The organism is Bradyrhizobium sp. KZN70725, from assembly GCF_055264925.1.
Genome location: NZ_JBUYWT010000246.1, coordinates 1 through 215, shown reverse-complemented (window position 1 = coordinate 215; position 215 = coordinate 1). Strand labels below are relative to the sequence as shown.

Annotated in this window: 1 protein-coding gene; it reads right to left on the bottom strand. The window is 54.0% G+C overall.

The window, feature by feature from the left end:
• A partial coding sequence (locus ACZBJS_RS42920) for a transposase (protein WP_463440384.1) occupies positions 1–215 on the bottom strand: 215 nt, incomplete at both ends.

Here is a 215-nt window from a genome sequence, read left to right as displayed (position 1 = left end):
GCTCAGCTCGCCGCAGAAGTATTGGTAATAGGGGTTCTCGATCCAGCGAGCGCACAGCACCTCATCTGACAGGTTGTGCATGTGCTTCAAAATGAACAGCCCGGCGACTAGTAGCTCGTCACAGTGATTTTGACTCTTTGGGTATGCCTGGATAGGCGCGCCCCAGTTTGGTGCGAGCTTTGTCCGTTGTGAACATCCAATTGATACGGGCGCGA